General features: G+C 67.6%; 32 protein-coding genes. 17 read left to right on the forward strand and 15 right to left on the reverse strand.

Translation table 11 applies throughout. The annotated features are described in order from the left end of the window. Positions 1–47 precede the first annotated feature (47 nt). Together cckA and recA are read left to right on the forward strand one after the other, a co-directional pair. Positions 48–2,810: a cell cycle histidine kinase CckA gene (gene cckA, locus ABC766_RS28680; RefSeq protein WP_078947320.1), complete on the forward strand. Its 2,763-nt coding sequence runs from the start codon at positions 48–50 to the stop codon at positions 2,808–2,810. 325 nt (positions 2,811–3,135) lie between these two features. Further along, positions 3,136–4,197 (forward strand): recombinase RecA, encoded by a 1,062-nt coding sequence (gene recA, locus ABC766_RS28685; protein ID WP_391526775.1) that lies wholly within the window; start codon positions 3,136–3,138, stop codon positions 4,195–4,197. A 473-nt stretch (positions 4,198–4,670) separates the two neighbouring features. On the opposite strand, the gene rpsQ is transcribed toward recA, so the two are convergent. From rpsQ to rpsL, 15 genes are all read right to left on the reverse strand, one after another. Further along, a complete protein-coding gene (gene rpsQ / locus ABC766_RS28690) occupies positions 4,671–4,934 on the reverse strand; it encodes a 30S ribosomal protein S17 (RefSeq protein ID WP_043346666.1) in 264 nt (87 codons plus the stop codon). Between the two features lie 21 nt (positions 4,935–4,955). After that, positions 4,956–5,171: a 50S ribosomal protein L29 gene (gene rpmC / locus ABC766_RS28695; RefSeq protein WP_091719333.1), complete on the reverse strand. Its 216-nt coding sequence runs from the start codon at positions 5,169–5,171 to the stop codon at positions 4,956–4,958. A 12-nt stretch (positions 5,172–5,183) separates the two neighbouring features. After that, positions 5,184–5,597 (reverse strand): 50S ribosomal protein L16, encoded by a 414-nt coding sequence (gene rplP / locus ABC766_RS28700; protein ID WP_043384884.1) that lies wholly within the window; start codon positions 5,595–5,597, stop codon positions 5,184–5,186. 11 nt (positions 5,598–5,608) lie between these two features. After that, a complete protein-coding gene (gene rpsC / locus ABC766_RS28705; RefSeq protein ID WP_012319192.1) occupies positions 5,609–6,355 on the reverse strand; it encodes a 30S ribosomal protein S3 in 747 nt (248 codons plus the stop codon). A 10-nt stretch (positions 6,356–6,365) separates the two neighbouring features. Continuing rightward, positions 6,366–6,752 carry a 50S ribosomal protein L22 gene (gene rplV / locus ABC766_RS28710; RefSeq protein ID WP_012319191.1) on the reverse strand — a complete coding sequence of 129 codons (387 nt, stop codon included), beginning with the start codon at positions 6,750–6,752 and terminating at the stop codon, positions 6,366–6,368. A gap of 1 nt (position 6,753) precedes the next feature. Then, a complete protein-coding gene (rpsS, locus tag ABC766_RS28715; protein ID WP_012319190.1) occupies positions 6,754–7,032 on the reverse strand; it encodes a 30S ribosomal protein S19 in 279 nt (92 codons plus the stop codon). Between the two features lie 5 nt (positions 7,033–7,037). Beyond that, positions 7,038–7,874: a 50S ribosomal protein L2 gene (gene rplB, locus ABC766_RS28720; RefSeq protein WP_244007018.1), complete on the reverse strand. Its 837-nt coding sequence runs from the start codon at positions 7,872–7,874 to the stop codon at positions 7,038–7,040. 25 nt (positions 7,875–7,899) lie between these two features. Next, complete coding sequence (locus ABC766_RS28725; RefSeq protein WP_012319188.1) at positions 7,900–8,196, reverse strand: 50S ribosomal protein L23; 297 nt, start codon at positions 8,194–8,196, stop codon at positions 7,900–7,902. Then, entirely contained in the window at positions 8,193–8,813 is a 621-nt protein-coding gene (gene rplD, locus ABC766_RS28730; RefSeq protein WP_043351248.1) for a 50S ribosomal protein L4, read from the reverse strand. Before rplD ends, ABC766_RS28725 begins: the two co-directional genes overlap by 4 nt. Then, positions 8,813–9,538 carry a 50S ribosomal protein L3 gene (rplC, locus tag ABC766_RS28735; protein ID WP_043351246.1) on the reverse strand — a complete coding sequence of 242 codons (726 nt, stop codon included), beginning with the start codon at positions 9,536–9,538 and terminating at the stop codon, positions 8,813–8,815. Before rplC ends, rplD begins: the two co-directional genes overlap by 1 nt. 51 nt (positions 9,539–9,589) lie before the next feature. Next, on the reverse strand, positions 9,590–9,898 hold the full coding sequence (gene rpsJ / locus ABC766_RS28740; protein WP_043351245.1) for a 30S ribosomal protein S10: 309 nt from the start codon (positions 9,896–9,898) through the stop codon (positions 9,590–9,592). Positions 9,899–9,978: 80 nt separating this feature from the next. Further along, positions 9,979–11,169 carry an elongation factor Tu gene (gene tuf, locus ABC766_RS28745; protein WP_345819341.1) on the reverse strand — a complete coding sequence of 397 codons (1,191 nt, stop codon included), beginning with the start codon at positions 11,167–11,169 and terminating at the stop codon, positions 9,979–9,981. 58 nt (positions 11,170–11,227) lie between these two features. Beyond that, positions 11,228–13,303 carry an elongation factor G gene (gene fusA, locus ABC766_RS28750; RefSeq protein WP_043348274.1) on the reverse strand — a complete coding sequence of 692 codons (2,076 nt, stop codon included), beginning with the start codon at positions 13,301–13,303 and terminating at the stop codon, positions 11,228–11,230. Positions 13,304–13,333: 30 nt separating this feature from the next. Continuing rightward, positions 13,334–13,804 (reverse strand): 30S ribosomal protein S7, encoded by a 471-nt coding sequence (gene rpsG, locus ABC766_RS28755; RefSeq protein ID WP_007557567.1) that lies wholly within the window; start codon positions 13,802–13,804, stop codon positions 13,334–13,336. Between the two features lie 128 nt (positions 13,805–13,932). After that, complete coding sequence (gene rpsL, locus ABC766_RS28760) at positions 13,933–14,304, reverse strand: 30S ribosomal protein S12 (RefSeq protein WP_007557568.1); 372 nt, start codon at positions 14,302–14,304, stop codon at positions 13,933–13,935. 720 nt (positions 14,305–15,024) lie between these two features. Here rpsL and ABC766_RS28765 point away from each other — a divergent pair. The 15 genes from ABC766_RS28765 (at position 15,025) to secY (ending at position 24,368) form a co-directional block, all read left to right on the forward strand. After that, positions 15,025–15,828 carry an ABC transporter substrate-binding protein gene (locus ABC766_RS28765; RefSeq protein ID WP_345820053.1) on the forward strand — a complete coding sequence of 268 codons (804 nt, stop codon included), beginning with the start codon at positions 15,025–15,027 and terminating at the stop codon, positions 15,826–15,828. Between the two features lie 16 nt (positions 15,829–15,844). Beyond that, a complete protein-coding gene (locus ABC766_RS28770) occupies positions 15,845–16,582 on the forward strand; it encodes an amino acid ABC transporter permease (protein ID WP_345820054.1) in 738 nt (245 codons plus the stop codon). Next, positions 16,579–17,274, forward strand: coding sequence for an amino acid ABC transporter permease (locus tag ABC766_RS28775; RefSeq protein ID WP_345820055.1), 696 nt, complete (start codon positions 16,579–16,581; stop codon positions 17,272–17,274). The genes ABC766_RS28770 and ABC766_RS28775 overlap by 4 nt, the downstream gene beginning before the upstream one ends. 395 nt (positions 17,275–17,669) lie before the next feature. After that, a complete protein-coding gene (locus ABC766_RS28780; protein ID WP_043348264.1) occupies positions 17,670–18,047 on the forward strand; it encodes a hypothetical protein in 378 nt (125 codons plus the stop codon). A gap of 445 nt (positions 18,048–18,492) precedes the next feature. Beyond that, positions 18,493–18,861 carry a 50S ribosomal protein L14 gene (rplN, locus tag ABC766_RS28785; RefSeq protein WP_010686182.1) on the forward strand — a complete coding sequence of 123 codons (369 nt, stop codon included), beginning with the start codon at positions 18,493–18,495 and terminating at the stop codon, positions 18,859–18,861. Beyond that, positions 18,861–19,175, forward strand: a complete 315-nt coding sequence (gene rplX / locus ABC766_RS28790; RefSeq protein ID WP_012319178.1) for a 50S ribosomal protein L24 — start codon at positions 18,861–18,863, stop codon at positions 19,173–19,175. Before rplN ends, rplX begins: the two co-directional genes overlap by 1 nt. Beyond that, entirely contained in the window at positions 19,168–19,734 is a 567-nt protein-coding gene (rplE, locus tag ABC766_RS28795; protein ID WP_043348261.1) for a 50S ribosomal protein L5, read from the forward strand. Before rplX ends, rplE begins: the two co-directional genes overlap by 8 nt. Before the next feature lie 40 nt (positions 19,735–19,774). Then, a complete protein-coding gene (gene rpsN, locus ABC766_RS28800) occupies positions 19,775–20,080 on the forward strand; it encodes a 30S ribosomal protein S14 (protein ID WP_043387382.1) in 306 nt (101 codons plus the stop codon). Between the two features lie 10 nt (positions 20,081–20,090). Then, complete coding sequence (gene rpsH, locus ABC766_RS28805; protein ID WP_012319176.1) at positions 20,091–20,486, forward strand: 30S ribosomal protein S8; 396 nt, start codon at positions 20,091–20,093, stop codon at positions 20,484–20,486. A gap of 23 nt (positions 20,487–20,509) precedes the next feature. Next, a complete protein-coding gene (rplF, locus tag ABC766_RS28810) occupies positions 20,510–21,043 on the forward strand; it encodes a 50S ribosomal protein L6 (RefSeq protein ID WP_043387380.1) in 534 nt (177 codons plus the stop codon). Positions 21,044–21,053: 10 nt separating this feature from the next. Next, the gene (gene rplR / locus ABC766_RS28815; protein WP_010686176.1) at positions 21,054–21,416 is read left to right on the forward strand and encodes a 50S ribosomal protein L18; all 363 of its coding nucleotides are present in this window, start codon (positions 21,054–21,056) and stop codon (positions 21,414–21,416) included. A gap of 154 nt (positions 21,417–21,570) precedes the next feature. Continuing rightward, positions 21,571–22,158, forward strand: coding sequence for a 30S ribosomal protein S5 (rpsE, locus tag ABC766_RS28820; protein ID WP_043355033.1), 588 nt, complete (start codon positions 21,571–21,573; stop codon positions 22,156–22,158). Positions 22,159–22,170: 12 nt separating this feature from the next. After that, the gene (gene rpmD / locus ABC766_RS28825) at positions 22,171–22,362 is read left to right on the forward strand and encodes a 50S ribosomal protein L30 (RefSeq protein ID WP_043355035.1); all 192 of its coding nucleotides are present in this window, start codon (positions 22,171–22,173) and stop codon (positions 22,360–22,362) included. 10 nt (positions 22,363–22,372) lie between these two features. After that, on the forward strand, positions 22,373–22,876 hold the full coding sequence (gene rplO / locus ABC766_RS28830; RefSeq protein WP_043355037.1) for a 50S ribosomal protein L15: 504 nt from the start codon (positions 22,373–22,375) through the stop codon (positions 22,874–22,876). 145 nt (positions 22,877–23,021) lie between these two features. Further along, positions 23,022–24,368, forward strand: a complete 1,347-nt coding sequence (secY, locus tag ABC766_RS28835; RefSeq protein ID WP_043387379.1) for a preprotein translocase subunit SecY — start codon at positions 23,022–23,024, stop codon at positions 24,366–24,368. Positions 24,369–24,416: the final 48 nt, after the last annotated feature.

Consider the following 24,416-nt stretch of genomic DNA (forward strand, 5'->3'; position numbering starts at 1 on the left):
TGATATGGCCGGCTGACCAACCGGGTGACTGTTCTGGAATGAAGCCGATGGCCGACGTCACTGGACCTCCGGCGCCTGCCGCGGGCCCGCAGAATTCGGGGCCTCCGGTCTCGCAGGCGTCCGCCCTGCTGGGCACCGGCTCGATCGACCGGTCGGAGCAGCCGGGCCGGGTCGGCCTGCTCCTCGTGCTCGCCGGGCTGCTGGTCGGCGCCGCCATCGGCCTGTCCTTCGTGGCCAACGAGCAGGCCCAGTCGCTGATCGTCTGGCTGCTGGCCCTGCTGGCCATGGCGGGCGTGTTCTTCCTGTTCGCCCTCGCCATCGGGGCGCTCCAGCTCAGCGGCAGCGCGGCCCGGGACGACATCACCAAGGGGATCGTCGACGCCTCCCCGGACGGCAAGCTGGTCGTCGAGGAGGGGGGCCGGCTGATCTACGCCAACGAGGCCTATCTGCGGATCGCCAGCGGCGACACGTTCTCGAACCTCGTGCCGGTGGAGCGCATCCTCGTCGGCTCTCCGGAGGTCTCCGAGGCGGTCTACCGCCTGTCGCAGGCCTCGCGCGATGCCAGGGCCCATACCGAGGAAGTCCGGATGTCGCCGCCCCTCGGGCCGACGGTCGGCGAGCGCGGCTTCGGGTGGTACCGCGTCTCGGTGCGGCCCCTTGCGCGTCCGCGCCGGGCGGCCTCGCTCTGGACGGTGGCCGACATCACCGCCGAGCGCGAGCGGCAGGAGAACGTCTTCCAGGAACTCCAGCACGCCATCGACTACCTCGACCACGCCCCGGCGGGCTTCCTGTCGATCGATCCGGCCGGCGCCATCGTCTACATGAACGCGACGCTCGCCGCCTGGCTGGGCTACGATCTCGCCAGCGTCGGCCCCGGCGGGCCGCATCTCACCGAGATCGCCCCGGAGGCGGATGTTCTCGTGCGCACCGCCGGCCTGCCCGGCGAGGTCCGCACCGACCGCTTCGACCTCGACCTGCGCCGCCGCAACGGCCACACCCTGCCGGTGCGGCTCTACCACCGGGTCGCCTTCGGCAAGGACGGCAAGCCCGGCTCGTCGCGGACCTTCGTGATCAACCGCTCCGCCGGGGCCGAGACCGACGAGCCGCAGCGCGCCGCCGAGGTGCGCCTCGCCCGCTTCCTCAACAACTCGCCGATCGCGATCGCGACCCTCGACCGGACCGGCTGCATCGCCCGGGCCAACGCCTCGTTCACCCGGCTGTTCGGCACGGTGCCGCGCCAGGCCGATGACGGCGCCTTCGACGGTGACGGCGCGACACGGGTCGAGCCGAACGTCGCCGATTCCGTGGCCGACCGGACCGCCCTGGAGGCCGGGCTCGCCCGGGCGGCGAGCGGTCGGACCGATCCGGAACCCATCGAGGTCCAGCTGACCGGGCCCGGCGGCCGCTCGGCCCGGGTCTGGCTCAGCCCCGCCGACGGCGGCGATCCGGGGCAGCAGACCGACGAGGCCGAGCGGGTGATCCTGTACGCCCTCGACACGACGGCGCAGCGGCAACTGGAGCAGCAGGTCGCCCAGGCCCAGAAGATGAACGCGGTCGGCCAGCTCGCGGGCGGCATCGCGCACGACTTCAACAACGTGCTGCAGGCGATCATCGGGTATTCGGACCTGCTGCTGGCGAGCCATCGGCCGACCGACCCGGCCTTCCAGGACATCATGCAGATCAAGCAGAACGCCAACCGGGCGGCAGGCCTCGTCCGCCAGCTCCTGGCGTTCTCCCGACGGCAGACCCTGCGTCCGGAGGTGATGAATGTCGGGGAGGCGCTCTCCGAACTCACCCTCCTGCTCAAGCGCCTGCTCGGCGAGCGGGTCGCCCTGGAGCTGAAGCACGGCCGCGAGGTCTGGCCCGTGAAGGCCGACGTCAACCAGTTCGAGCAGGTGATCGTCAATCTCGCGGTCAACGCCCGCGACGCCATGCCGGAGGGCGGCAAGCTGATGATCCGGACGGAGAACGTCTTGGATCCGGGGGCGGCCTCCGATGCGGAGGGACGCGGCGGGGCGCCGGCCGGCGACCACGTGCTGATCGAGGTGCGCGACACCGGCCAGGGCATCCCCCCCGAGCTGATGGAGAAGATCTTCGAGCCGTTCTTCACCACCAAGGAGATCGGCAAGGGCACCGGACTCGGCCTGTCGACGGTGTTCGGCATCGTCAAGCAATCGGGCGGCACCATCGACGTGCAGTCGACGATCGGGGAGGGGACCGCCTTCCGCATCTACCTGCCGCGGCATGTGCCCGTGGCCGAACCGGAGGAGGTTCCGGCCCCGGCTGCGGTGCCGGCGCTCCCGCGCGCGGAGCCGCTCGCGCCGGTCTCCGGGTCGCCGCGGCCGGCTGCCGAGCCGGGCGATGCCGGCGCGCCGCGAAGTGCACCGGCTCCGGCCACGGCCGACAAGCCGGCGCCGCGCAAGCCCGCCGCGGATCATACGGGGCAGGGCACCATCCTGCTCGTGGAGGACGAAGATCCCGTCCGGGCGGTCAACAGCCGCGCCCTCTCGGCCCGCGGCTACACGGTCCTGGAGGCGGCCTCCGGCCTCGAGGCCCTGGCGATCGTCCGCGAGGGCACCCAGCCGATCGACCTCGTCGTCTCCGACGTCGTCATGCCCGAGATGGACGGCCCTACCCTGCTGCGAGAGGTGCGCAAGCATCAGCCCGACCTGAAGGTGATCTTCGTCTCCGGCTACGCCGAGGACGCCTTCCGCAAGAACCTGCCGGAGGGGGAGACCTTCAACTTCCTGCCGAAGCCCTTCAGTCTGAAGCAGCTCGTCGAGACCGTGAAGAAGACGATGGCCGATTGAACGGCGTCGATGGCGGCGTCGATGGCAGCGTCCCGGCCCTTCCCTGCGAAATCCGGCATCCGGTGCCGCCCACCGTGTTCAGACCCTGAACGGAATGCGGCACCGGATCCCGGGCATGCCCCGACGGATCGGCGCGCCGGAGTCCGCGGTTCGCCCTGAACCGCATCGATGGCGCCGGCAGGCTATGCACAACCCACGGTACCGCCCTTGTCGAATGAGAACAAAACAGGTACATGAAGGCGGTGGCGACGCGCGTTGTGAACTGCGTCCAACCCCTTCATAAGGAGCCCGCCAGATGGCCCAGCCCGCATTGAAAGTGGTCGACATGCCCCCCGTGGACAAAGACAAGTCCAAGGCCATTGACGCCGCCCTGGCTCAGATCGAGCGCGCCTTCGGCAAGGGCTCGATCATGCGGCTCGGCAAGAACGACAAGGTTCAGGAGGTCGAGACCGTCTCGACCGGATCGTTGGGCCTCGACATCGCCCTCGGCGTCGGCGGCCTCCCGCGCGGCCGGGTGATCGAGATCTATGGCCCCGAATCGTCCGGCAAGACGACGCTGGCGCTCCACACTATCGCGGAGGCCCAGAAGAAGGGCGGCGTCTGCGCCTTCGTGGATGCCGAGCACGCCCTCGATCCGGTCTATGCCCGCAAGCTCGGCGTCAACCTCGACGACCTGCTGATCTCGCAGCCCGATACGGGCGAGCAGGCCCTGGAGATCACCGACACGCTGGTGCGCTCCGGCGCCATCGACGTGCTGGTGGTCGACTCGGTGGCCGCGCTGACCCCGCGCGCCGAGATCGAGGGCGAGATGGGCGAGAGCCAGCCGGGCCTTCAAGCCCGTCTGATGAGCCAGGCCCTGCGCAAGCTGACCGGCTCGATCTCGCGCTCGAACTGCATGGTCATCTTCATCAACCAGATCCGGATGAAGATCGGCGTGATGTACGGCAGCCCCGAGACCACCACGGGCGGCAACGCCCTGAAGTTCTACGCCTCGGTGCGCCTCGACATCCGCCGCATCTCGACCCTGAAGGATCGCGACGAGGCGATCGGCAACCAGGTTCGCGTCAAAGTGGTGAAGAACAAGGTCGCGCCGCCGTTCAAGCAGGTCGAGTTCGACATCATGTTCGGCGAGGGCGTGTCGAAGGTCGGTGAGCTGATCGACCTCGGCGTGAAGGCCGGCATCGTCGAGAAGTCAGGCGCCTGGTTCTCGTATAACAGCCAGCGCCTCGGCCAGGGCCGCGAGAACGCGAAGGGCTTCCTGCGCGACAACCCGAAGATCGCCGCCGAGATCGAGGGCTCCATCCGGCAGAATTCCGGCTTGGTCGCCGAGAAGATCCTGGAGAACGCGACCCCGACCGCCGACGATCTCGACGAGGGCGAAGCCTGATCCGAAGACCGGGCGGTGGACCAAGTCCGGCGCCCGATCCCTGAAGACCGAACCCCATGGCGATCGCAGGATCGCCATGGGGTTTTGTTTTGGGCCCGAGGCACCGATCTGATAGCGGAATAGAAAGAAGCGGGCGTCCGGTCTCGGCCGCGGCCTCAGAGACCCTCGACGCAGAGTTGGGGCACCACCGAACAGGCAAGCCCCCGTCCCGGATGCAAAGTGACCGCGCCGAGCGGCCGTCCCGGCAGAGACGTCCGCGCTTCACGTCGGCGCCTGCACACGCATTCAGATCACAGGATGCCGAAACGACGAAGCCCGGCACAAATCCGGCTCTTGCGAGTCGAATTGCGTCCGGGCGTTCGTCGAACCGGTCATGCCGCGACCCACGAATGGACCCGTCTCGGGGGCCATCCCGCAGCGTCGCGAACCGGGATCAGGCGGATGCGGAGACCGCAGCCGCCGGGATCCCAGGATCAGGCGGCCTCGCCGGCCTCGGCCTGGGCGGCGTCGCCCTCGACCAGCTTCCAGGTCTTGGTCTTCGAGAAGGGACGGCACTCCTCGATGAACACCGTCTGCCCGACCTTGGCGACATTCGCCTCGTCGTGCGCGTGGTAGTTCTTCGAGCGGCGGACGGTCTTCTTCATCACCGGGTGGGTGAAGCGGCGCTCCACCTTGACCACGATGGTCTTCTCACCCTTGTCGCTGACGACGGTGCCCTGCAGGATGCGCTTCGGCATGGTTGTCTCCTAGTCCCCGCCTCAGCCCTTGGCCTGCTGCAGCGTCTTGGAACGCTGCAGAGTCCGGACACGGGCGATGTCGCGGCGGACCTCACGGACGCGGGCGACGTTCTCGAGCTGGCCGGTGGCCCCCTGGAAGCGCAGGTTGAACTGCTCCTTCTTGAGGTTGATCAACTCGTCATTCAGCTGATCCGGCGACAGGGCCTTGAGATCAGACACTCTCTGGGTCGACTTCACGATATCCTCCGTTCAGTCGGCGATGCGCTGGACGACCCGCGTGCGGATCGGAAGCTTCGCGGCGCCGAGGCGGAGCGCCTCCTTGGCGATGTTCTCGGCAACGCCGTCGACCTCGAACATGATCCGGCCGGGATGGACCCGGGCCGCCCAATAGTCCGGGGCGCCCTTACCGGAGCCCATGCGGACCTCGGTCGGCTTCGACGAGACCGGCACGTCCGGGAACACCCGGATCCAGACGCGGCCCTGGCGCTTCATCTCGCGGGTGATCGCGCGGCGGGCCGCCTCGATCTGGCGGGCGGTGATGCGCTCGGGCTCCACCGCCTTCAGGCCGAACTGGCCGAAGTTCAGCTCGAAGCCGCCCTTGGCCGCACCGTGGATGCGGCCCTTGAACTGCTTGCGGAAGCGGGTCTTTTTCGGTTGCAGCATGGCTTCCTACCTTACGCGTGCTCGCGCTCGCGGCGTCCGCGCTCGCGGCCGCCCTCGCCATCGCGCTCACGGCGTCCGCCGGAGCGGCCGCCCTCTTCCTGGGCCTTCTTATCCTGAGCCATCGGATCGTGCTCAAGGATCTCGCCCTTGAACACCCACACCTTGATGCCGCAGGTGCCGTAGGTCGTGAACGCCGTGGCCGTGCCGTAATCCACGTCCGCACGCAGCGTGTGCAGCGGGACCCGGCCCTCGCGGTACCATTCCTGGCGGGCGATCTCGGCGCCGCCGAGACGACCCGAGCAGTTGATCCGGATGCCCTCGGCGCCGAGACGCATGGCCGACTGAACGGCCCGCTTCATGGCGCGCCGGAAGGCGACGCGGCGCTCGAGCTGCTGGGCGATCGAGTCGGCCACCAGGGTGGCGTCGATCTCGGGCTTGCGCACCTCGACGATGTTGATGGTCACGTCGGCCTTGGTCATCGTGCCGACGAGCTTGCGCAGCTTCTCGATATCCGCGCCCTTCTTGCCGATCACGACGCCCGGACGGCCCGAGTGGATGGTGACGCGGCACTTCCGGTGCGGACGCTCGATGACGATCTTGGAGACCGCCGCCTGCTTGAGCTGCTTCATGAGGGCGGCGCGGATCGCGACGTCCTCGTGCATGAGCTTCGCATAGTCGCCCTTGTTGGCGAACCAGCGGGAGTCCCAGGTCCGGTTGATGCCGAGCCGGAGACCGATCGGATTGACTTTCTGGCCCATCAGATCCTCCTCAGGCCGCTTCGGCCTGGCGGACTTCGCGAACCACGATGGTGAGGTTCGAGAAGGGCTTCAGGATGCGCGCACCGCGGCCGCGGGCGCGGGCGTGGAAACGCTTGAGAACCAGCGCCTTGCCCACGAAGGCCTGGGAGACGACGAGGTCGTCCACGTCCAGGTCGTGGTTGTTCTCGGCGTTGGCGATGGCGCTCTCGAGGCACTTTTTGACCTCGGTGGAGATCCGCTTGCGCGAGAACTGCAGCTCGGCGAGCGCCGTGTCGACCTTCTTGCCGCGGATCATCTGCGCCACGAGGTTGAGCTTCTGCGGGCTGACGCGCAGCATGCGCGCGACGGCCTTCGCCTCGTTCTCGGGGAGCGCGCGGGGGGTGGCTTGCTTGCCCATCTCAGCGCCTCTTCGCCTTCTTGTCGGCCGCGTGGCCCGGGAAGGTGCGGGTCGGCGAGAACTCGCCGAACTTGTGACCGACCATCTCCTCGGTGACGTAGACCGGGATGTGCTTCTGCCCGTTGTGCACACCGAAGGTGAGCCCGACGAACTGCGGAAGGATCGTGGAGCGGCGGCTCCAGATCTTGATGACCTCGGAACGCGAGGAGCCCCGCGCCGCCTCGGCCTTCTTGAAGAGGTAGCCGTCGACGAACGGCCCCTTCCAGAGAGAGCGTGCCATAGCGATTACTTCTTGCGGTTGTGGCGGCTGGACAGGATGAACACGTCGGTCCGCTTGTTGGACCGGGTCTTCTTCCCCTTGGTGGGCACGCCCCAGGGCGTGACCGGGTTGCGGCCGCCCGAGGTGCGACCCTCGCCGCCGCCGTGCGGATGGTCGACCGGGTTCATCGCCACACCGCGGTTGTGCGGGCGCTTGCCGAGCCAACGGTTGCGCCCGGCCTTGCCGAGCGAGATGTTCATGTGGTCCGGGTTCGAGACCGCGCCGACGCTGGCGAAGCACTGGCCATGGACCAGGCGCTGCTCGCCGGAGTTCAGGCGCAGGGTCACGTAGCCCTGGTCGCGGCCCACGATCTGCGCGTAGTTGCCGGCCGAGCGGGCGATCGCGCCGCCCTTGCCGATCTTCAGCTCGACATTGTGGACGATCGTGCCCACCGGCATCGAGCCGACCGGAGCAGCATTGCCCGGCTTGATGTCGACGCTCTCGCCGGCCACCACCTTGTCGCCCGGCTGCAGACGCTGCGGGGCCAGGATGTAGCTCTGCTTCCCGTCGGGGAAGTTGATCAGCGCGATGAACGCCGTGCGGTTCGGATCGTACTCGATCCGCTCCACGGTGGCGGAGACGCCGAGCTGCTCCCGCCGCTTGAAGTCGACGTTGCGCAGCACGCGCTTGTGGCCGCCGCCGCGGAAGCGGACGGTGATGCGGCCGAGGTTGTTCCGGCCGCCGGAGGACGACTTGCCCTCCGTCAGCGCCTTCACCGGCTTGCCCTTGTAGAGCTCACGGCGGTCGACGAGCACGAGCTGGCGCAGGCTCGGCGTGACCGGTTTGAATGTCTTCAAGGCCATCGGCTTGGATCCCTAAAACCCGTCCTCAGAGCCCGGTCGTGACGTCGATCGTGTGGCCCTCGGCCAGGGTCACGATCGCCTTCTTCACGTCGGAGCGCTGTCCGCGGAGGCCGCGGAAAATCTTCTTCTTTCCCTTGGTGACAAGGGTGTTCACGGCCGTGACCTTGACGTCGAACAGCTTCTCCACGGCCTCCTTGATCTGAGGCTTGGTCGCCTTGGGGGCGACCCGGAACACGACCTTGTTCTGCTCGGTCAGGTTCGTCGCCTTCTCGGTGATGACCGGGGAGACGACGATGTCGTAGTGGCGCGGATCGGCACTCATTTGAAACGCTCCTCCAGCGCGTCGACGGCGGCCTTCGTCAGGACGAGCGTGTCGCGGCGCAGGATGTCGTAGACGTTGATGCCCTGCACGGGCAGCACGTCGATCTGCGGGATGGCGCGGGCGGCCCGGCCGAAATTCACGTCGACCTCGGCCCCGCCGATGATCAGCGCGTTCGAGAGGCCCATCTTGCCGAAGCGCTCGACGAGACCCTTGGTCTTGTGATCCTCGATCTTGATGTCGTCGACGACGATCAGGGTCGAGGCCTTGGCCTTGGCCGACAGGGCATGACGCAGAGCCAGCGCACGGACCTTCTTGGGCAGGTCGTGGCTGTGGTCACGCGGCACAGGGCCGAAGGCCCGGCCGCCGCCGCGGAACTGCGGCGCCGAAGCCGCGCCGTGACGGGCGTTGCCGGTGCCCTTCTGCTTGTACAGCTTCTTGCGGGTCCGGTTCACGTCCGAGCGGTTCTGCACGGCATGGGTGCCGGCGCGCCGCTTGGCGAGCTGCCAGCGGACCATGCGCTGCAGCAGGTCGGCGCGCGGCTCGAGCCCGAAGATCTCTTCGTTGAGCTCGACCGAGCCGGCACCGGCACCGTCGAGGGTTTTGATATCGAGCTTCATCACGCGGTCTCCTCAGCCGCAGCGGCCTCGGGAGCCGGGGCGGACGCGCCGTTCTCACGGAACTTGCCCGGCAGCGGAACGTCGGCGGGGAGCTTGCGCTTCACCGCGTCGCGGATCTGGATCCAGCCGCCGGCCACGCCCGGAACCGCACCCTCGACGAGGATGAGGCCACGCTCGGGATCGGTGCGCACGACGCGCAGGTTCTGGGTCGTGACCCGCTCGACGCCGAGGTGACCCGGCATCTTCTTGTTCTTGAAGGTCTTGCCGGGATCCTGACGACCACCGGTCGAACCGATCGAGCGGTGCGAGATCGACACGCCGTGGGTGGCGCGCAGACCGCCGAAGTTCCAGCGCTTGATACCGCCGGCGAAGCCCTTACCGGTCGTCGTGCCGGTGACATCCACGAACTGGCCGGGGATGAAATGGTCCGCGGTGATCTCGGCGCCGACCGGAATCAGCGCGTCCTCGGACACGCGGAACTCGGCGAGCTTCTTCTTCGGCTCGACCTTCGCGACCGCGAAGCGGCCCCGCTCGGCGGCCGAGACGTTCTTGACCTTGGCCTTGCCGACGCCGACCTGCAGCGCAACGTAGCCGTTCTTCTCGACGGTGCGGTGGGCAACCACCTGGCACTGGTCGATCTTGAGCACCGTGACGGGGACATGCTCCCCCGCGTCCGTAAAGACGCGGGTCATGCCGACCTTCTGTGCGATGACGCCTGAGCGCATAGGTTCTCTCCCTCGCGCGATGAAACGGTAAGCTCTAAGTCCTCAGCGGACTCAGAGCTTGATCTCCACGTCCACGCCAGCGGCGAGGTCGAGCTTCATCAGCGCGTCCACGGTCTGCGGCGTCGGATCGACGATATCGAGCACACGCTTGTGCGTGCGCATCTCGAACTGCTCGCGCGACTTCTTGTCGATGTGCGGCGAGCGGTTCACGGTGAACTTCTCGATATGCGTCGGGAGCGGGATCGGACCCCGGATGGTCGCGCCGGTGCGCCGGGCCGTGGAGACGATCTCCTTGGTCGACGCATCGAGGATGCGGTGATCGAACGCCTTCAGGCGAATACGGATGTTCTGACCGTTCATGATCCTGGAACCTTGAGAGGGACGGCGGGGTGTGCGGGGCCTTGACCCCGCCGCGCCCTGCTAAGGATGCTTGCTCGAGCTCAATCGTTGATGGCGGCGACGACGCCGGCACCGACGGTGCGGCCGCCCTCGCGGATGGCGAAGCGCAGCTTCTCCTCCATGGCCACCGGCACGATCAGCGCCACGTCCATGGTCACGTTGTCGCCCGGCATCACCATCTCGGTGCCCTCGGGCAGCGTGCAGATCCCGGTCACGTCGGTGGTGCGGAAGTAGAACTGCGGCCGGTAGTTGGTGAAGAACGGCGTGTGGCGGCCGCCCTCTTCCTTGGTCAGGATGTAGGCCTCGGCCTTGAACTTGGCGTGCGGCTTCACCGAACCCGGCTTGCACACGACCTGGCCGCGCTCCACGTCCTCGCGCTTCGTGCCGCGCAGCAGCACGCCGACGTTGTCGCCCGCCTGGCCCTGGTCGAGCAGCTTGCGGAACATCTCCACGCCCGTGACCGTCGTGGTCTGCGTGTCGCGGATGCCGACGATCTCCACCGTCTCGCCGACCTTGACGATGCCGCGCTCGACGCGACCCGTCACCACCGTGCCGCGGCCCGAGATCGAGAACACGTCCTCGATCGGCATCAGGAACGGCAGGTCGATCGGACGCTCCGGCTGCGGGATGTAGGCATCCACCGTCGCCATCAGCGCCAGCACCGCCTCCTTGCCGATCTTCGGCTCCTTGTCCTCGAGCGCCATCAGCGCCGAGCCCTTGGTGATCGGGATGTCGTCGCCGGGGAAGTCGTACTTCGACAGGAGCTCGCGCACCTCCAGCTCGACCAGCTCCAGGAGCTCCTCGTCGTCGACCATGTCGACCTTGTTGAGGAACACCACCAGCGCCGGAACGCCGACCTGGCGCGCCAGAAGGATGTGCTCGCGGGTCTGCGGCATCGGGCCGTCGGCCGCCGAAACCACCAGGATCGCGCCGTCCATCTGCGCCGCGCCCGTGATCATGTTCTTCACGTAGTCGGCGTGCCCGGGGCAATCCACGTGCGCGTAGTGACGGTTCTGCGTCTCGTACTCCACGTGCGCCGTCGAGATCGTGATCCCGCGCGCCTTCTCCTCCGGAGCCTTGTCGATCTGGTCGTAGGCCGTGAACGTCGCCCCGCCCGTCTCCGCCAGAACCTTCGTGATCGCCGCCGTCAACGACGTCTTGCCGTGGTCAACGTGACCAATCGTGCCGATGTTGCAGTGCGGCTTGGTGCGGGAGAACTTTTCCTTGCCCATCAGAGCCTCCTAGATTCGAATTCGCGTTGCGGAAGAAGAGATGCCTCAGGCCGAAGCCTTAGGCGTACTTGGCGATGACCTTGTCGGCCTCGCCGCGCGGCACCTCTTCGTAGTGGTCGAACTGCATGGTGAAGTTCGCCCGGCCCTGCGACATGGAGCGCAGGTTGTTCACGTAGCCGAACATGTTGGCCAGCGGCACCATCGCGTTGATGACGTTGGCGTTGCCGCGCATGTCCTGACCCTGGATCTGGCCGCGGCGGGAGTTCAGGTCGCCGATGACCGAGCCGGTGTACTCTTCCGGCGAGACGACCTCGACCTTCATCACCGGCTCGAGCAGGACCGAGCCGCCCTTCTGCAGGGCCTCACGGAGGGCTGCACGGGACGCGATCTCGAAGGCGAGCGCCGAGGAGTCGACGTCGTGGTAGGCGCCGTCGATCAGCTCGACCTTCACGTCGACCACCGGGAAGCCGGCGAGGACGCCCGCGCCCAGGACCGAGTTGAGGCCCTTCTCGACGCCGGGGATGTACTCCTTCGGCACCGCGCCGCCGACGATCTTCGACTCGAACTGGAAGCCGGCGCCCGGCTCGTTCGGCTCGACCACGAACTTCACGCGGGCAAACTGGCCGGTACCGCCGGTCTGCTTCTTGTGCGTGTAGTCGATCTCCTGACGACGGGTCAGCTTCTCGCGGTAGGCCACCTGCGGCTGGCCGATATTCGCGTCGACCTTGTAGGTGCGGCGCAGGATGTCGACCTTGATGTCCAGGTGGAGCTCGCCCATCCCCCGGAGGATGGTCTGGCCGGATTCCTGGTCCGTGGACACGCGGAAGGACGGATCCTCGGCGGCGAGCTTCGAGAGCGCGATGCCGAGCTTCTCCTGATCGGCCTTCGACTTCGGCTCGACGGCGATCTCGATGACGGGCTCGGGGAACTCCATCTTCTCGAGGATCACGGCCTTCTGCGGATCGCAGAGGGTGTCGCCCGTGCGGGTATCCTTGAGGCCGGCCAGGGCGACGATGTCGCCCGCGAAGGCCTCCTTGATGTCCTCACGGTTGTTGGCGTGCATCAGGAGCATGCGGCCGACGCGCTCCTTCTTGTCGCGGGACGAGTTGAGCACGTTGGCGCTGGTCTCGACCTTGCCCGAGTACACGCGGCAGAAGGTGATCGTGCCGACGTGGGGATCGTCCATGATCTTGAAGGCGAGCATGGAGAAGGGATCCGAATCCGTCGGGTGACGGACGGTCTCTTCCTCGGTCTTGAAGTCGATGCCCTTGATCTCGCCGCGATCGGCCGGGGAGGGCAGGTAGTCCACGACGGCGTCGAGGAGCGGCTGCACGCCCTTGTTCTTGAAGGCCGAGCCGCACAGCACCGGGTGGAAGGCGCGCAGCTGCACGGCCTTGCGCACTAGGCGGCGCATGGTCGCCTCGTCCGGCTCGCTGCCGTCGAGGTAGGCGGACATCGCCTCATCGTCGAGCTCGACGCAGGCCTCGACCAGCTTGGTGCGGTACTCGACAGCCTGATCCTTCAGGTCGGCCGGGATCTCGGTCTCGTCGAAGTTGGCGCCGAGCGCCTCACCCGTCCAGACGATCGCCTTCATCTTGATGAGGTCGATCACGCCCTGGAAGCTGGACTCGGCACCGATCGGCAGCTGCAGGCAGACGGGCTTGCCGGCGACGCGGTCGATGATGTCGGCAACGCACTTGAAGAAGTCGGCGCCGATCTTGTCCATCTTGTTGACGAACACGACGCGCGGCACGTCGTACTTGTCGGCCTGGCGCCACACGGTCTCGGTCTGCGGCTCGACGCCCTGGTTGCCGTCGAGCACGCACACGGCGCCGTCGAGCACGCGCAGGGAGCGCTCGACCTCGATGGTGAAGTCGACGTGGCCGGGGGTGTCGATGATGTTCAGGCGCTTGTCGCGCCAGAAGCAGGTCGTCGCAGCCGAGGTGATCGTGATGCCACGCTCCTGCTCCTGCGCCATCCAGTCCATGGTGGCGGCGCCCTCATGGACCTCGCCGATCTTATGGGACTTTCCGGTGTAGTAGAGGATCCGCTCGGTCGTCGTGGTCTTGCCGGCATCAATGTGGGCCATGATGCCGAAGTTGCGGTAGTCCTCGATCGCGTGCGTGCGGGGCATCGAATTGCTCCTGAGAGACGGCGGAACCGCTTACCAGCGGTAGTGCGAGAAGGCGCGGTTGGCTTCCGCCATCCGGTGCGTGTCTTCTCGCTTCTTGACGGCGTTGCCACGGTTGTTGGCGGCGTCGAGCAGCTCGGCGGAGAGCCGCTCGATCATGGTCCGGTCGTTGCGCGAACGGGCCGCCTGGATCAGCCAACGGATGGCGAGGGCCTGGCGACGCTCGGTGCGCACCTCGACGGGGACCTGGTAGGTCGCGCCGCCGACGCGGCGGGAGCGGACCTCGATCATCGGGGCGACGTTGTCGAGGGCGGCGCGGAACACCTCGATCGGGTTGGCGCGGGCGCGGTTCTCGACGATGTCGAAGGCACCGTAGACGATCCGCTCGGCGGTCGACTTCTTGCCCTCGTACATGATGGAGTTCATGAACTTCGTCAGCACCACGTCCCCGTACTTCGGGTCCGGGATGATCTCACGCTTCTCGGCAGAGTGACGACGGGACATCTTCTGGAACTCTCGAACGAAAAGATCTTAAGCACCCCGCGCAGGCCGCCTGAGCCGTAAGGCCGGCGACATCCTTGCGAGGCCGTGGAAACGCAGACCGGCGCCCGGGAAAAATCCGGGCGTCCGACTTACTTCGGACGCTTGGCGCCGTACTTCGACCGGCGCTGCTTGCGGTTCTTCACGCCCTGCGTGTCGAGCACGCCGCGCAGGATGTGGTAGCGCACGCCCGGAAGATCCTTCACGCGGCCGCCGCGGATCATCACCACGGAGTGCTCCTGAAGGTTGTGACCCTCACCCGGGATGTAGCCGATCACCTCGAAGCCGTTGGTGAGGCGCACCTTGGCGACCTTACGGAGCGCCGAGTTCGGCTTCTTCGGGGTCGTCGTGTAGACGCGGGTGCAGACGCCGCGCTTCTGCGGGCAAGCGTCGAGCGCCGGAACCTTGTTGCGGCTCCGCTGGATCTTCCGCGGCTGGGCGATCAGCTGGTTGATCGTCGGCATCCTGTGCCCTCTTCCTCGGTCACCTAGGCCGGACTGCACAGGGCAGTCCGCAAAACGAATATGCGCCGGAGGGCCTGTCACGGACCCTCGGCGCGGTGTGGGCAGAGGAGCACGCCCGAAACGAACGCGCTCATACCTACGGATCTGACTTAAGCGTCAGGCGATTTGAACCCTCGGAGCGCGCGGGGCGATGGCGGCGGCGTCAAGGGGGTATGCCCAAGGGCCGTCGGCAGCCGATGGCCGTCCGAAGTGGCGCGCTTCTAGCCGCGGTTGTCCCGCAGGTCAATGCGTTGGCGGCAGAAAACTGCACCGCGCCGGAGGTTAAGGATCGGTCAAGGCGCGGAATCCCCGTCCGCGCGTACACAACCCTCACCGCATCACCGGACCGTCAACCTTGGCCGCCCCCGCGCTCGATCCGCGATGGCATCAACCCGCGGCAGATTCCGGGCAAGATCACGCGACTCTTCCTGCCGGTGCAAGAAGAACATCCACCGCCTTTCTCCACGCGTCCCCAGCACGCTGTGCTGATGACCCGGTGAAAAACGGAAATCCGGTCCGTTGATCGGATTGCGGCTTTCAGAGAATGATGCGGAGGATCGGGACAGACCGCTCCGATCGTCTTCTCCGGACCGGAGATCGTCTTGCACCCGGCACCGAAAATCTTTCGTCGTCCGTGAACGGCCCGAATTTTTGTCACCGCTCTGTCCAATGGAGATTCGCGTGCGCCGCCTCTTCGCTCTCGCCCTGGCAATCCTTTGTTCGGTGGGTGCAGCTCAGGCCGACAGGCTCGACGACATCCGGAAGGCCGGCGTTCTCCGGGTGGCCGTCTTCGACAGCAATCCGCCCTTCGGCTTCGTTGATCGCGGGACCCTGCAGATTGCCGGACTCGATGTCGATTACGCCCAGGCCATCGCCGACAAGCTCGGCGTAAAGGTCGAACTGCGTCCCACCAACCCGGCGAATCGGATCCCGCTGCTGATCTCCGGCAAAGTCGATCTGGTTCTGGCGAACTTCACGATCACGAGGGAGCGGGGCAAGCAACTCGACTTCAGCATCCCCTACTTCGCGTCCGGCCAGCAGTTCCTGACCAAGAAGGGCACGCTGTCGTCCCCCGATCAGCTCAACGGCCTGCGCATCGGCGTCGACAGGGGCACCACCAACGAGATCGTGCTGCGCCGCGACTTCCCGAAGGCGACGGTGGTCGCCTTCGATGACACGCCCTTCGCCTTCACGGCCCTGCGCAACGGCAACGTCCAGGCGATCACGCAGGACGGGCCGAAGCTCGTCGGGCTGCTGGCGAAGGTGCCGGACCGGCAGAATTACGAGATCCCGCCCTTCAGCGTCTCCAACGACTATATCGGCGTCGGCATCCCGAAGGGCGAGGGCCGGCTTCGGGATCTCGTGAACGAGGCGCTGCGCGAGTTGGAGGCGCGCGGCAAGGCGGCACAGATCTACGATCGCTGGTTCGGCCCGAACACCGAGCAGCCGCTGCCGCGCCTGTTCCGAATCGGCGACCGCAACTAGCCGAGGCCGGGCGGCGATGGGCCAGCTCTTCGGCGACCTGTTGGCGCCTCGCTACCTCGTCTGGCTGATCCAAGGCTTCGAACTCACCCTGGCCCTCTCGGCGGCCGTGTGCCTCGCCGGCACCGGGGTGGGTCTCGCGGCGTGCTGCCTGCGGGAAGCGGGCGGCGCCGCGGCCGGGCGGGCAGTGGCCGGCTTCGTCGGGATCGTCCGGAACACGCCGCTGCTGGTGCAGCTCTTCATCTGGTACTTCGTGGGCGCAGCCCTGTTGCCGAGCGGCGCGACAACCTGGTTGAACACGCCGCACGCCCTCGATCTGGGATTCGGCGCCGTCCATTGGCCGGCCTACGAGACCCTGGCCGGATTCTTCGGCCTCACCGTCTATGCGGGCGCCTACATCGCCGAGGAGGGCCGGGCAGGCGTCAACGGTGTCCGCCCCGGCCAGCGGGAGGCGGCCATCGCCCTTGGCCTGACGCCGGTCCAGGCCTTCCGCCACATCGTCCTGCCACAGGCCCTGCGCGTCGCTTGGCTGCCGATCGTCGGCCAGTACCTCAACACGATCAAGAACACCGCCCTCACCATGACGATCGGCCTCGCGGAGCTGTCCTACGCGTCCCGGCAGGTGGAGACCGAGACCTTCAAGACCTTCCAGGCCTTCGGCATCGCGACGCTGCTCTATGTGGGCGCGGTCGCCCTGGTCGAGGCGGCGGGGCAGGCGGTGGCCCGCCGCGCCGCGGCTCCGGGACCGCGCCGATGAACCCTGCGATCATCACCGACAATCTCGGCTACCTGCTGCTCGGCGCCTGGCCCAGGGGCCCGGTCGGCGGGCTGGCGCTGACGCTGATCCTCTCCGGCCTGTCCGGCCTCGCCTCGGCCCTGCTGGGTCTCGTCCTGGGCATCGCCCTGGCGATGAGCGCGGGGCCGTCCCGCGTCGCTCTGACCATCGGGCTCGGCGTCTTCCGCGCCGTGCCGATCGTGATGCTGATCTTCTGGAGCTACTTCCTGCTGCCGATCCTGTTCGGCGTATCGGTTCCGGAGATCGGCACCGTGGCGGCGACCCTGGCGCTCGTCGGCGGGGCCTATCTCTCGTACGGGGTGGCGGCCGGGATCGAGAGCATCGGCCACGGCCAGTGGGAGGCGGGCCTCGCCCTCGGCTTCGGCCGCTGGCCGGTGCTGCGCTTCATCGTCCTGCCACAGGCGCTCAGGGCCATGGTGCCGTCCTTCGTCAATCAATGGACCACGCTCATCAAGGACACCTCGCTCGCCTACGTGATCGGCGTGCCCGAGCTGTCCTTCGTGGCCACCCAGGTGAACAACCGCACCATGGTCTACCCGGCCGAGATCTTCCTGTTCGTCGGCGCCCTCTACGCGGGCCTGTGCGTCGCCCTCGACAGGCTCGCCGCGCGGCTCGTGCGGCGCCGCTCGCGACCGAAGGCGCATCTCGGCTGAGGCCATCCTGACCGGAGCAGGCCCCTGGGTCGCCCGTCGTGCCGGATCGAACGATGGCCGCGACCTCGGATTCGGCCGGCGATGAAACGGTCTCCCGCCGAAACCGTCACGCGATGCGTCCCACTCCGCTGTCGGGGGGAGGAGGCAGCCCAGAGGGGCCGAAGCCATCCGGCGGAGATGAGAGGAGGCCCGTTGACGGCCGGTGCGGCCGCCGTGAGGACCCCGCCCCGGACGCGGGCAAGCCGGCAAATCCTGCCGGGTTGCCGGAGGGGACGTACCGGATCGGGGCAGGGGGGCGCCGGCAGGGTCTACGGAGAATTAAAGCGATCCATCGAATTGTCGCGATCAACGGGCGGCCCGTGTGCCGCCGCGGGTCTGCGTCAAGGGTTTTGCGTATGGGTTGCGTCGCGGTCAGCAACGTCGTTCCGTTCCGGCGGGCCATTCCCGCCCAGGCACCGGGCGAGTGGGAGGCACGCAGCCGCCGGCGCAGCGAGCAGCGGTCCCTGCTCGATGCCGTCTACGCCACCGGCAGCATGGTCGTCGCCGCCGAGGATCGCGGGACGAAACTGACGGCCTCCCGGCTTCAGGTCTACGGATTCCTGGCGATCGAGGAGGTCGGCGAGGACGGTCTCATGCGGCGGCTCCGCCCCTCCGAAGCGATCCGCGCCCGCTCGGAGCGGCCCTGGCGCCTGTCGAAGCCCGCGAGCGGCGCGTCGGTGACGATCCCGAGCCTCGACGGCTTCCTGTTCGAATCAGGCGGCCAGCCCGCCTGAGTCTCGCCCGAGCGCTCAGCGACCGGTGCGCCGAGAGGCGCGCCGGTCGTCGCGTTTTGAGAGGCACGCCGGCCCGCATGACGCATCCGCAGCGAGTCGTGCGCGCGAGGCCGAATCGGGGCGCGCCGACGATCCCCATGCGACGCGGCCTCTTGACGGGCGCCGGCTGGAACCAGGCCGTGCATCGGGTCAATCCAGCCATGCGCCGCCGACGATTTCGCGCCGCTCCGCTTGCCATCCGGGGCGGCCCGTAGTATCCGCCCGGCCTTCGCGACATTCCGATGGGTGCTCGCACCCTGTGAACGCGGTGACCGCGCCGGTGTCCTTGCGACACCGCCAGCGCGGTCGAACACATGAGCCGGGGACATCAGGTTCCCATCAGGCGTCGTCCGCCGGGCAATACCGTCCGTGTGCGGAAACCCGCCTGAAACAAGGAGTCACGCACGTGATCCAGATGCAGACGAATCTGGACGTCGCCGACAACTCGGGTGCACGCCGTGTGATGTGCATCAAGGTTCTCGGCGGGTCGAAGCGCAAGTATGCCGGCGTGGGCGACGTGATCGTCGTCTCCGTCAAGGAGGCGATCCCGCGCGGTCGCGTCAAGAAGGGCGACGTCATGAAGGCGGTCGTCGTTCGCACCGCCAAGGACGTGAAGCGTGCCGACGGTTCGGTTATCCGCTTCGACAAGAACGCCGCGGTCCTGATCAACAATCAGAAGGAGCCGATCGGCACCCGTATCTTCGGACCGGTTCCGCGCGAGCTCCGCGCCCGCAACCACATGAAGATCATCTCCCTGGCTCCGGAGGTGCTGTAATGGCTGCCAAGATCAAGAAGGGCGACAAGGTCGTCGTGCTCACCGGCCGTGATTCGGGCCGGTCGGGCGAGGTGATCCAGGTTCTGCCGAAGGAAGGCCGGGCTTTCGTGCGCGGCATCAACCTGGTCAAGAAGCACCAGAAGCAGACCCAGAACCAGGAAGGCGGCATCATCTCCAAGGAGGCCGCCATCCAGCTCTCGAACATCGCGGTCGCGGATGCCAACGGCAAGCCGACCCGCGTGGGTTTCCGCATCCTCGAAGACGGGCGCAAGGTCCGGTTCGCCAAGACCACGGGGGATCAGATCGATGGCTGAGGCCGACAAGAACGCCTACACCCCGCGCCTGCGCAAGCACTACGACGAGGTGGTTCGCCAGAAGCTGATCGAAGAGTTCGGCTACAAGAACCCCATGGAAGTGCCGCAGATCACCAAGATCGTGATCAACATGGGCGTCGGCGAGTCCACCGCGGACTCGAAGAAGGCCTCGGTGGCGGCGGGCGACCTCGCCCTGATCGCCGGCCAGAAGCCGGTCATCACCCGGGCCCGCAAGGCCATCGCGACCTTCAAGGTCCGCGAGGGCATGCCGATCGGCTGCAAGGTGACCCTGCGCAAGCAGCGCATGTACGAGTTCATGGACCGGCTGATCACCATCGCGCTGCCGCGCGTGCGTGACTTCCGCGGCCTGAACCCGCGCTCGTTCGACGGCCGCGGCAACTACGCCCTCGGTCTCAAGGAGCACCTCGTGTTCCCGGAGATCTCCTACGACAAGGCCGAGCAGACCTGGGGCATGGACATCGTCGTGGCGACCACCGCCAAGACCGATGCCGAGGCCAAGGCCCTGCTCGCCGCCTTCAAGTTCCCGTTCCGGCAGTGAAGCTCTCGGGCTTCAGACGCGGACACCGGAGATAGACCACATGTCGAAGAAAAGCTCAGTCGAGAAGAATGAGGCTCGCAAGGCGCTGGTGAAGCGCTTCGCGGCCAAGCGGAAGGCGCTCCTCGAGATCGCCAACAACGAAGCCCTCGAGATGGAGGAGCGCTTCGAGGCGCGCCTCAAGCTCGCGGAACTGCCGCGCAACTCGTCGGCCACCCGCATCCGCAATCGCTGCGGCATGACCGGCCGCCCGCGCGCCTATTACCGCAAGATGGGCATCTCGCGCGTGGCGCTGCGCGAGCTTGGCAACCGGGGCCTGATCCCCGGCCTGGTCAAGTCGAGCTGGTAAGGAGGTCCCCATGGTCAACGATCCCGTGGGCGACATGCTCACCCGCATCCGCAACGGCCAGCTGCGCCGTCGCAACGTCGTTCAGACGCCCGGCTCGCGACTGCGTGCCAGCGTCCTCGACGTCCTGAAGGCCGAGGGCTACATCCGCGATTACGCGGCGACGGACCTCGGCAACGGCCGCACCGAGTTCGCCATCGAGCTCAAGTACTACGACGGGCGCCCGGTGATCCGCGAGATCAAGCGCGTCTCGAAGCCCGGCCGCCGGGTCTACTCGTCCGTCGGCGAGCTGCCGCACGTGGCCGACGGCCTCGGCGTCACCATCGTCTCCACCCCGCAGGGCGTCATGGCCGATCACGAGGCGCGCGAGCGCAACGTCGGCGGTGAAGTGCTCTGCACCGTGTTCTGATCGGGACATAAGGAGGTTATCCCATGTCTCGCGTAGGCAAGAAGCCGGTCCCCGTGCCGGCTGGCGTTACCGCCACGGTCACCGGTCAGACGGTGAAGATGAAGGGTTCGAAGGGCGAACTGTCCTACGACGTCCCGTCGCTCGTCGCCGTGGCGATGAAGGACGGCGCCATCGAGGTGCAGCCCGTCAACCAGTCCAAGCCGGCGCGCTCCCTGTGGGGCACGTCGCGGGCGCAGATCGCCAACATCGCCGAGGGTGTGTCGAAGGGCTTCGAGAAGAAGCTCGAGATCACCGGCGTCGGCTATCGCGCCGCGATGGCCGGCAAGGCCCTCAAGCTGTCGCTCGGCTACAGCCACGACATCGAATACGCGATCCCCACGGGGATCACGATCGCTACCCCGAAGCCCACCGAGATCACGATCTCCGGGATCAACCGCCAGCAGGTCGGTCAGGTCGCCGCCGAGATCCGCGATTACCGCGGACCTGAGCCCTACAAGGGCAAGGGCGTGAAGTACGCGGGCGAGTTCATCTTCCGCAAGGAAGGCAAGAAGAAGTAAGGAGGGCATCATGTCTCGCAAGCTCGAAGCCCTCGATCGCCGCAAGGCGCGCGTCCGCCGCGCGCTGCGGGCCGCCGCCAACGGCCGCCCGCGGCTCTCGGTGTTCCGCTCGTCGAAGCAGATCTACGTGCAGGTCATCGACGACGTCGCCGGCAAGACGCTGGCCGCGGCCTCGTCGATCGACAAGGCCCTCAAGGGCGAACTCAAGACCGGCGCCGACGTCGCCGCCGCCAAGGCGGTGGGCAAGCTGGTCGCCGAGCGCGCCAAGGCCGCGGGCGTCACGAAGGTGATCTTCGACCGCTCCGGCTACATCTACCATGGCCGTGTCGCGGCCGTGGCCGAGGCCGCCCGCGAGGGTGGCCTGGAGTTCTGATCTTAGGGACCTCGCTGGCGGCGCATCCGCCGCCGGCGGCCCCGATCGGGATCGTTGAACGACGGCGGGCCGGACGTGCGGTGCATGTCCGGCATTCGAAGCAATCGAGCGAGCAGGCCCGCCGCCTGCGCCAGTGAGATGAACGGGTAAAGCAATGGCACGTGAACGAGAAGGCGGGGGCCGCGGCCGCCGCGATGATCGCGAGGAGCGCGACAGCGAGTTCGTGGACAAGCTCGTCCACATCAACCGCGTCGCCAAGGTGGTGAAGGGCGGCCGTCGCTTCGGCTTCGCAGCCCTCGTCGTCGTCGGCGACCAGAAGGGCCGCGTCGGCTTCGGCCACGGCAAGGCCCGTGAGGTGCCGGAGGCCATCCGCAAGGCGACCGAGGCCGCCAAGCGCGGCCTGATCCGCGTCTCGCTCCGCGAGGGCCGGACCCTGCACCACGACGTCAACGGCCGCCACGGCGCCGGCAAGGTGATCCTCCGCGCGGCTCCGCAGGGTACCGGCATCATCGCCGGCGGCCCGATGCGCGCCGTGTTCGAGACCCTCGGCATGCAGGACGTCGTCGCCAAGTCGCTGGGGTCCTCGAACCCCTACAACCTCGTGCGCGCCACCTTCGAGGCGCTCAAGAACGAGGACAGCCCGCGCTCCGTGGCGGCCCGCCGCGGCATCAAGGTGTCGACCCTCCAGTCGCGCCGCCGCGATGCCGACCCGGCCGACCAGTCCGAAGCCGCGGTCGCGTAAGGGGAGGGTCCGATGGCACAGAAGACTCTCCGCATCGAGCAGATCGGTTCGCCGATCCGCCGCGAGGCCAGCCAGCGCGCGACGCTGATCGGCCTGAAGCTCAACAAGCTCCACCGCGTGTCCGAGCTGGAGGATACCCCCTCCGTGCGCGGCATGATCCGCAAGGTTGCGCACCTCGTGCGCGTCCACGGCGACGTGGCGTGAGGAGGTCCCGATGAAGCTCAACCAGATCAGCGACAATCCCGGCGCCACCAAGGACCGGATGCGCGTCGGCCGGGGCATCGGCTCCGGCAAGGGCAAGACCGCGGGCCGCGGCGTGAAGGGTCAGAAGGCCCGGACCGGCGTGTCCATCAAGGGCTTCGAGGGCGGTCAGATGCCGCTGCATCGGCGCCTGCCGAAGCGCGGCTTCAACAACCTCTACGCCCAGGACCTGAACGAGGTGAACCTCGGCCGGATCCAGGAGGCTGTCGACGCGGGCAAGCTCGACAAGGCCGCCACCGTGACGGTGGAGAGCCTGGTCGCCGCCGGCCTCATCGCCCGTCCCCGCGACGGCGTGAAGCTGCTCGGCGTCGGCGAGCTCACCGCGAAGCTCAGCTTCGAGGTCACCCGCGCCTCCAAGTCCGCCGTCGAGGCGGTCGAGAAGGCCGGCGGCTCGGTCACCGTCGTTTACGCCCAGGGTGCTTCCACCCGCGGCGGCAGCGAGGCGGCGACGGCCTGACGGGAGCGACGCCGGGACCCGTTGCACGGTTTCCGCGCACCCTTTAAGCCGAACCTTCGAGCGGCGGCCCTGCGACCACGCGGGCCGCCGTTTTTCGTTTCATCCGGGCTCCACCGCCCGGCGACATGTCCAGGACGCGACGCTTATGGCCTCAGCCGCCGAGCAGCTTGCCGCCAACCTCAATTTCGGTGCGATCGCCAAGGCCGATGAGCTGAAGAAGCGCATCTGGTTCACGCTCGGCGCCCTCGTGGTGTTCCGGCTGGGCACGTACATCCCGATCCCCGGGATCGACCCGGAGCAGTTCGCCCGGAACTTCCAGCAGCAATCGGGCGGCGTGCTGGGCCTGTTCAACATGTTCTCGGGCGGCGCGGTCGAGCGCATGGCGATCTTCGCCCTGAACATCATGCCCTACATCTCGGCCTCGATCATCGTGCAGCTCCTGACCTCGGTGATCCCGAGCCTGGAGGCGCTGAAGAAGGAGGGTGAGTCCGGCCGCAAGGTCATCAACCAGTACACCCGCTACCTGACGGTGGTGCTGGCGCTGGTGCAATCCTGGGGCATCGCCATCGGCCTGCAGGGCTCCTCGGCCGCGATCGATCCGGGACCGTTCTTCCTGGCCTCGACGGTGATCACGCTCACCGGCGGCACCCTGTTCCTGATGTGGCTCGGCGAGCAGATCACCTCGCGCGGCATCGGCAACGGCTCGTCGCTGATCATCTTCGCGGGCATCGTCGCCCACCTGCCGGTGGCGATCGCGGGCGCGCTGGAACTCGGACGCACCGGTGCCCTGTCCCCGGCGATCATCTTGGGCGTCGGCGTCGCCGCCGTGGCGCTCGTCTACTTCATCGTGTTCATGGAGCGCGCCCAGCGCCGCCTCCTGATCAACTACCCGAAGCGCCAGGTCGGCAACCGCATGTACGAGGGCCAGACCTCGTTCCTGCCGCTCAAGCTCAACACCTCGGGCGTGATCCCGCCGATCTTCGCCTCGTCGCTTCTGCTGCTGCCGGCGACCGCCGCGAGCTTCTCGGCCAATGGCGGCGCCACCGGCTGGCTCGGCACGGTGACGGCCTATCTCGGCCACGGCACCCCGCTGTTCATGGTGCTCTACGCGGCGCTGATCATCTTCTTCACGTTCTTCTACACCGCGGTGGTCTTCAACCCACAGGAGACGGCCGACAACCTGAAGAAGCATGGCGGCTTCATCCCGGGCATCCGGCCGGGCGAGCGCACCGCGGCGTTCATCGACAAGGTGTTGACCCGCATCACGGTGATCGGCGCCCTGTACCTGACCCTGGTGTGCCTGTGCCCGGAGATCCTGTCGTCCTACGCGGCGGCGAGCCTCGGTTTCGGCGGCACGTCGCTGCTGATCGTGGTCTCGGTCACGATGGACACCGTGGCGCAGATCCACGGGCACCTGATGGCCCATCAGTACGAGGGCCTCGTGAAGAAGGCCAAGCTGCGTGGCGCCTCGACCACGCAACGCCGGCGCTGAGCCTGCTACAGAGGCGGGCCGTCACCAAGGACACGCCCGCCTCTGGCC

Origin of the sequence: Methylobacterium fujisawaense, from assembly GCF_039619325.1 — a bacterium.
Taxonomy (GTDB): Bacteria; Pseudomonadota; Alphaproteobacteria; order Rhizobiales; family Beijerinckiaceae; genus Methylobacterium; species Methylobacterium fujisawaense.

Coding starts and splice junctions, on each gene's coding strand:
- cckA (WP_078947320.1), top strand. CDS start 48: ATGGCCGACGTCACTGGACCTCCGGCGCCTGCCGCGGGCCCGCAGAAT.
- recA (WP_391526775.1), top strand. CDS start 3,136: ATGCCCCCCGTGGACAAAGACAAGTCCAAGGCCATTGACGCCGCCCTG.
- rpsQ (WP_043346666.1), bottom strand. CDS start 4,934: ATGCCGAAGCGCATCCTGCAGGGCACCGTCGTCAGCGACAAGGGTGAG.
- rplP (WP_043384884.1), bottom strand. CDS start 5,597: ATGCTGCAACCGAAAAAGACCCGCTTCCGCAAGCAGTTCAAGGGCCGC.
- rpsC (WP_012319192.1), bottom strand. CDS start 6,355: ATGGGCCAGAAAGTCAATCCGATCGGTCTCCGGCTCGGCATCAACCGG.
- rplV (WP_012319191.1), bottom strand. CDS start 6,752: ATGGGCAAGCAAGCCACCCCCCGCGCGCTCCCCGAGAACGAGGCGAAG.
- rpsS (WP_012319190.1), bottom strand. CDS start 7,032: ATGGCACGCTCTCTCTGGAAGGGGCCGTTCGTCGACGGCTACCTCTTC.
- rplB (WP_244007018.1), bottom strand. CDS start 7,874: ATGGCCTTGAAGACATTCAAACCGGTCACGCCGAGCCTGCGCCAGCTC.
- ABC766_RS28725 (WP_012319188.1), bottom strand. CDS start 8,196: ATGAGTGCCGATCCGCGCCACTACGACATCGTCGTCTCCCCGGTCATC.
- rplD (WP_043351248.1), bottom strand. CDS start 8,813: ATGAAGCTCGATATCAAAACCCTCGACGGTGCCGGTGCCGGCTCGGTC.
- rplC (WP_043351246.1), bottom strand. CDS start 9,538: ATGCGCTCAGGCGTCATCGCACAGAAGGTCGGCATGACCCGCGTCTTT.
- rpsJ (WP_043351245.1), bottom strand. CDS start 9,898: ATGAACGGTCAGAACATCCGTATTCGCCTGAAGGCGTTCGATCACCGC.
- tuf (WP_345819341.1), bottom strand. CDS start 11,169: ATGGGCAAGGAAAAGTTCTCCCGCACCAAGCCGCACTGCAACATCGGC.
- fusA (WP_043348274.1), bottom strand. CDS start 13,303: ATGCCCCGCACGCACGCGATCGAGGACTACCGCAACTTCGGCATCATG.
- rpsG (WP_007557567.1), bottom strand. CDS start 13,804: ATGTCCCGTCGTCACTCTGCCGAGAAGCGTGAGATCATCCCGGACCCG.
- rpsL (WP_007557568.1), bottom strand. CDS start 14,304: ATGCCGACGATCAACCAGCTGATCGCCCAGCCGCGGAAGATCCAGCGG.
- ABC766_RS28770 (WP_345820054.1), top strand. CDS start 15,845: ATGGGCCAGCTCTTCGGCGACCTGTTGGCGCCTCGCTACCTCGTCTGG.
- ABC766_RS28775 (WP_345820055.1), top strand. CDS start 16,579: ATGAACCCTGCGATCATCACCGACAATCTCGGCTACCTGCTGCTCGGC.
- ABC766_RS28780 (WP_043348264.1), top strand. CDS start 17,670: ATGGGTTGCGTCGCGGTCAGCAACGTCGTTCCGTTCCGGCGGGCCATT.
- rplX (WP_012319178.1), top strand. CDS start 18,861: ATGGCTGCCAAGATCAAGAAGGGCGACAAGGTCGTCGTGCTCACCGGC.
- rplE (WP_043348261.1), top strand. CDS start 19,168: ATGGCTGAGGCCGACAAGAACGCCTACACCCCGCGCCTGCGCAAGCAC.
- rpsN (WP_043387382.1), top strand. CDS start 19,775: ATGTCGAAGAAAAGCTCAGTCGAGAAGAATGAGGCTCGCAAGGCGCTG.
- rpsH (WP_012319176.1), top strand. CDS start 20,091: ATGGTCAACGATCCCGTGGGCGACATGCTCACCCGCATCCGCAACGGC.
- rplF (WP_043387380.1), top strand. CDS start 20,510: ATGTCTCGCGTAGGCAAGAAGCCGGTCCCCGTGCCGGCTGGCGTTACC.
- rplR (WP_010686176.1), top strand. CDS start 21,054: ATGTCTCGCAAGCTCGAAGCCCTCGATCGCCGCAAGGCGCGCGTCCGC.
- rpsE (WP_043355033.1), top strand. CDS start 21,571: ATGGCACGTGAACGAGAAGGCGGGGGCCGCGGCCGCCGCGATGATCGC.
- rpmD (WP_043355035.1), top strand. CDS start 22,171: ATGGCACAGAAGACTCTCCGCATCGAGCAGATCGGTTCGCCGATCCGC.
- rplO (WP_043355037.1), top strand. CDS start 22,373: ATGAAGCTCAACCAGATCAGCGACAATCCCGGCGCCACCAAGGACCGG.
- secY (WP_043387379.1), top strand. CDS start 23,022: ATGGCCTCAGCCGCCGAGCAGCTTGCCGCCAACCTCAATTTCGGTGCG.